Below are 5053 nucleotides of genomic sequence, written 5' to 3' on the forward strand. Positions count from 1 at the left end.
ATATTTAATTATCAAATTTATTCAATAATTTGAAAATTAAATATTTTAGTTAAAAATTTTATTAGGAATACATAGACTACTGTTTTGTAACTTTCAAGAGGATACTTAAAATTTTTAATGCTCCTTTTACTATCAATCTTCTTATAGAAAGGCTTCTTGCACATCCAGAGTATCTGAAGTCACTTTCACCATCTGATGCGTTGGAATTTGGCTTTATTTCCATGGCAATGAAATACAGGGCTAGAAAATAGAGCGATTTTATTTTGAGTGGAACCGTGCATGTTTTGCCTTATGATGGCAAATACTTGATTAGGCGACAGCGAGTTGTACCAGTTAAGTGTTGGTGCATATAATATTCAATTGCGATGAATTGACATGTTTCCCAGGTGTCCATAATTGACTGGGGTCTTTTAATAATTTTAAATTTTAGTAAAATGAAAAAATTGAATTTAGGTAAACTAAAGCTCCATTCAGATGAGATTATGGAGAAAGGTCAAATGGCCACTGTTTATGGAGGAGCAAGTTTTACTTGTTATTGTGGAGCTACTGGAGGTTCTGGTGAAGGCTATCCGTTTAATGTAACTGCCGACAGCGAGGAGGACGCCAAAAATAAGGCTGCAGCTGAGTGTCATGGTATGGGAGCGACTTGCTCTGGATAATTGATTATTACCATTAATTTCAAGTGGGACGTTTGATCGTCCCACCTATAAAATTAAGAATTGTTCTATTGGTTTTGCTATAATAAACTAAACAATATTTTAAGAGCGGATGTTTTTTGCTGGCTTAGCCATTCATTTCTTTCGCTTTTAAATTATTCGCCTATCTTCATGGCTTAAAAATTAATTGTTTAAGTAAAAAGTTACTAAAAGTTAGTAAATTTCGTATAGTTTTTTTAAATCTTAACTTGCAAATTTATTTATCGTTTTAAACGGGAGGATTTTAGTTAAACTTTTTATTACTACTGGTACATGGATAATTGTTTGGTTATATGTAAGAGGTTATTGGACTCCCTTGGAGTGCGGTATACCCAACAAATTCTGAAGGAAAAAATCTTGAGTCATCCCCAGTACCCCAGCTTACTTTCTATTTCTGATGCCCTTGAGGAGTTTGGGGTGGAATCAATAGCGGCTAATCTAGGTCCGGACCGATTGGATGACTTTCCTCTTCCTGTTTTAGTGCAAGTATCAAGGGTCAATGGCAAATACTTCAATGTTATCACTTCTGTTTCACAACAGTATGTTTCTTTATTTGATGAAAAAGGAAAGCAAAAGGATATTGCTCGGGTGGATTTCCTAATGAGTTGGACTGGCGTAAGTTTATTGGTGGAAGCCAAGGAAAATGCTTCAGAACTGGAAATCAAACAGAAAATCCTGAATCAGAGTATCATCAAAGGTGTGGCAACAGTATGTACCATTAGTCTGTTGGTATGGCTGGGATTTGGTTTAGTTGAAAATGGAACTTCAGGATTGTACCTTGTCTATTTTTTACTCAAGCTGCTGGGATTGTCCATCTCGCTTATCCTGCTGTATTACCAGCATGATAAGGATAATATGGCTCTTCAAAAGTTCTGTTCGGGAGGGAAAAGAATGGATTGCAATTCTGTGCTGGATTCGAAAAACTTTCACTTTTTAGATGGCCGGCTGAATCTCAGTCTGCTGTCCTTTGCCTACTTTTTTGCAGGAGCGGGTTTGCTTGCAGGATTAGCTTTCTCCTCTGTTTCACTACTTGGATGGCTAAGTTTAGCAAGCATTCCTGTAGTGATCTACGCATTTTATTATCAGGCTATAGTTATTAAAAAGTGGTGCAAGATCTGTTTACTGATCCAAGGGGTGTTGGTAATGGAAGTCTTGATATTCTTTGGGGGAGATTTTAGGTTCGATGGATTTGATGAGGTTTCTTGCTTTTTGTTTCTTTTTCTCTTTACAGGAGTAATTTTAGGCGGGATATTTATTCAGCCAATGCTGGGTCAGGAGGAAGAATATTATAGAGTAAAAAGAGAACTAAGCAAATTCAAAACAAATAAGGAACTCTTTGATATTTCCCTTTCTCGTTCCAAAAAAATTAGAAATATGCCACAAGGGTTAGGTGTATTTCTTAAAGGGGAGCATCCGAGATATCACGTAATAAAAGTCTGTAATCCATATTGTGGGCCCTGTGCAAGGGTTCACCCGATATTAGAAAACCTATTCGATAAAGGAAATATTGACCTGCAAATTCTTTTTTCTCCAAGCTACAAAGATGAGCGAAGGAGAAAAATGGTTGGGCATTTACTTGCGATACAAAGTAAAGATAATTCAAAGCTTATGCGTAAAGCCTTGGACGACTGGTATGGAGCAAAGAAAAAGGATTATCAAATGTTTGCTTTCAAATACCCTTTGAATGATGAATTTATATTTCAAGAAGAAAAAGTAAAAGATATGGAGGGTTGGTGTAATAGCGAAAAAATTTCCCGCACTCCTACTTTGTTTATTAATGGGTATGAACTTCCTAAGGAATATAGCGTGGAGGATTTAAAGAATTTGCTAGTTTAAAATAGCTTCTCAATGTTTACAAGTTGGGAATTAAATAATATTCAGTCGCGATGAATGGACACAAAATCCGGGTGTCCTTAGCTATCCGGATAAAAAATTAACTTAAATAAAATATAAATGAAAAAGTTAAGTTTAGGAAAACTGAAACTACGCTCAGAAGAAGTTTTACAGCGTAGTCACCTAGCCAATATTTTTGGAGGGTATGATTATGATTGTTATTGCGGTTTTACAGGTGGTTGTGGTGAAAATGATCCTTTTTCTGTATCCCGCAATTCATTAGAAGAGGCTTTGCAATATGCAGCTAGTCAGTGTAATGGTTGTGGTGCAACTTGTGAGGGTGCTTATCCATGATATTAATCTTAAGTGGGACCAACAAAGGTCCCACTTTTATACTTAAAATTATGATGATTTTATTTCTTCCTTACCTATTAAGCATATTCAATTATTATTTAAATCAAGATATTGTGGTTGAACATGTTTACCTTGATGGCATAAATGTTTCCAGTATAGCTGATGATGTATTGATTTTTGAATTAAACAAAGATTATAGTAATATAAGACACTTGGTACTTAGTGAAGATTTTTATTATTTATCTCCTGGTGAAATAGACTATAAGGGGTTTTCAGTATCGGTATCTAAATTGGATAAAGCAGGGACTTTTATAAAAGAGATTTATAGGCCGAAAGACCCAAAATTAATCACAAGTTTAGGGTATTATCCTGAGAAAAATTTGTTATTTGTTGCTCATAACAAGAGCATTTTGTCTATAGATACTAATGCAGATAAAGTTGTCAGAGAGGTAAAAGTTGATAAGAGTATTACAAGGATATTAATGTTCAAAAATAAACTGTATGTAGCTGGATTTGAATATACTGATGAATCAGAGACTTACTATTTAGATGTATATGACCCATTAAGCCTTAAATTGCTTGATACTAAAAAAGAAATGAATTATGTTGCTGGCGACAAAGCTTTCAGACATTCCTCAATTACATCAAATGATAGCGAATTATTTGTGGCTATGGGTACGCTTAATGAAATTTATTCCTCTGTTGATGATTTCAAAAAGCCAGTTTTAACTTTTAAAAATATTTACAATAATAAGCCTTCTGGAGGGAATATTTTATTTTCTTCAAATCAGGGCTTGGTAGGGAAATTCGCTACCACTTATTTTAAATATTTAAATAGTAACTATTTTTTCATTTACGATTTAAAATCTGATAAGCAATATTTAAGTAAAAAAGGTAAAAATTCAGGGTTTTATGATGATTTGAAAAATACTGGTTTTTATTCACCCCTTCTTACCAATTCTAGTGAATATATGTTTTCTTACAAAAAATATGATACAAATGAAAATAAAATATTGGTTGTTTTGTTTAAGATTAAATCTTAGCATTTTATGTTTCTACTTACTAAGTTGTTCTTCAACAATAAACAACGATATCGTTTCATTTAATGTGCCAAAGGAGGGAGATTCTGGCTTTCAGCTTTCTAATCTTTCTAAGTCAATAGAATATATAGCGCTTGAGACAAATGAAGATTCTTTCTTGAAGCTAATTCAGGATCTTAAATTTTATAAAGACAAAGTTTTTGTTTTAGACTTTACAAGTAAAATACTTGTTTTTGACAGAAGTGGAAAATTCTTATACCGTTTAGGTAATAGTGGCGATGGTCCAGGTGAATTTAGTAGTGTTTCATCGTTTGTTATAGATGAGCAAACAGAAACAGTACATATTGCATCTTTAAATAGATTGATTTCATATTCACTTGAAAATGAATACTTAGTCGAGAAAAAAGTTCCTTTTTTTATTGATTACATAGATGTTATAAATAAAAAAATTAGCCTCATAGCTGGTAATGATGGTATTAAATATAATGATAAATATGTGAATCAAAGATCATTGTTTTTTATGGATAAGGATTTAAAAATTTCTGATTCAATTCCTCTTTTATATATCGAATTGGATAAAGAAACAGCAGCTTCCTATCCTTATAAGAATTATATTTCCAAAGTTAATAATGAGAATTTTATTTATACTCCAGTTCTCGTCAATGAATCTATAATCAGAGACACTTTGTTTAATTTGGTGGAAAAAACTTTGATACCTTACTTAAAGCTTAACTTTGCTCCACCATTAATGAATAATAAAGGTAATAAGTTGGTTGTTGTTAAGAATGTAATACTGTCTGAAAATTATTTACTTTGTGAGTATATTAGAAATGGAAGGAATATGTCTTTCATTGGTAATAGGAATAACGAATTTTCAATAAATTTAACTGATGGTTTTCTGATAGATGATGAAGAAGTAATTCAATTAAGACCCTTTGATTTGTCAAAAGACCAGTTTTACTTTATTAAAACATATAATTTTTCAAATATTTCAAATGAGGAACTAAATCCATTGATTGGGATTGTAAGTCTTCAATAAATTTCTTATTTTCTATTGGTATAGATTATTCTAATTAGTTTTAGTGACTTCTATTTACCCACAGTTTTTTTAGATTTTTGCTTTAATAGGTT

General features: G+C 32.4%; 5 protein-coding genes. All 5 read left to right on the forward strand.

The window, feature by feature from the left end:
* The first annotated feature begins 434 nt into the window (after positions 1 to 434).
* Positions 435 to 659: a hypothetical protein gene (locus BVH02_RS21035; RefSeq protein ID WP_086503442.1), complete on the forward strand. Its 225-nt coding sequence runs from the start codon at positions 435 to 437 to the stop codon at positions 657 to 659.
* Between the two features lie 309 nt (positions 660 to 968).
* A complete protein-coding gene (locus tag BVH02_RS21040) occupies positions 969 to 2531 on the forward strand; it encodes a vitamin K epoxide reductase family protein (RefSeq protein WP_086503443.1) in 1563 nt (520 codons plus the stop codon).
* 117 nt (positions 2532 to 2648) lie between these two features.
* Positions 2649 to 2882, forward strand: coding sequence for a hypothetical protein (locus tag BVH02_RS21045; RefSeq protein ID WP_086503444.1), 234 nt, complete (start codon positions 2649 to 2651; stop codon positions 2880 to 2882).
* Positions 2883 to 2932: 50 nt separating this feature from the next.
* Positions 2933 to 3925: a YncE family protein gene (locus BVH02_RS21050; protein WP_143244277.1), complete on the forward strand. Its 993-nt coding sequence runs from the start codon at positions 2933 to 2935 to the stop codon at positions 3923 to 3925.
* Positions 3882 to 4961, forward strand: a complete 1080-nt coding sequence (locus tag BVH02_RS21055; protein WP_158093930.1) for a 6-bladed beta-propeller — start codon at positions 3882 to 3884, stop codon at positions 4959 to 4961. The genes BVH02_RS21050 and BVH02_RS21055 overlap by 44 nt, the downstream gene beginning before the upstream one ends.
* The last annotated feature ends 92 nt before the right edge of the window (positions 4962 to 5053 follow it).

Source organism: Algoriphagus ratkowskyi, assembly GCF_002150505.1.
GTDB classification, from domain to species: Bacteria; Bacteroidota; Bacteroidia; order Cytophagales; family Cyclobacteriaceae; genus Algoriphagus; species Algoriphagus ratkowskyi.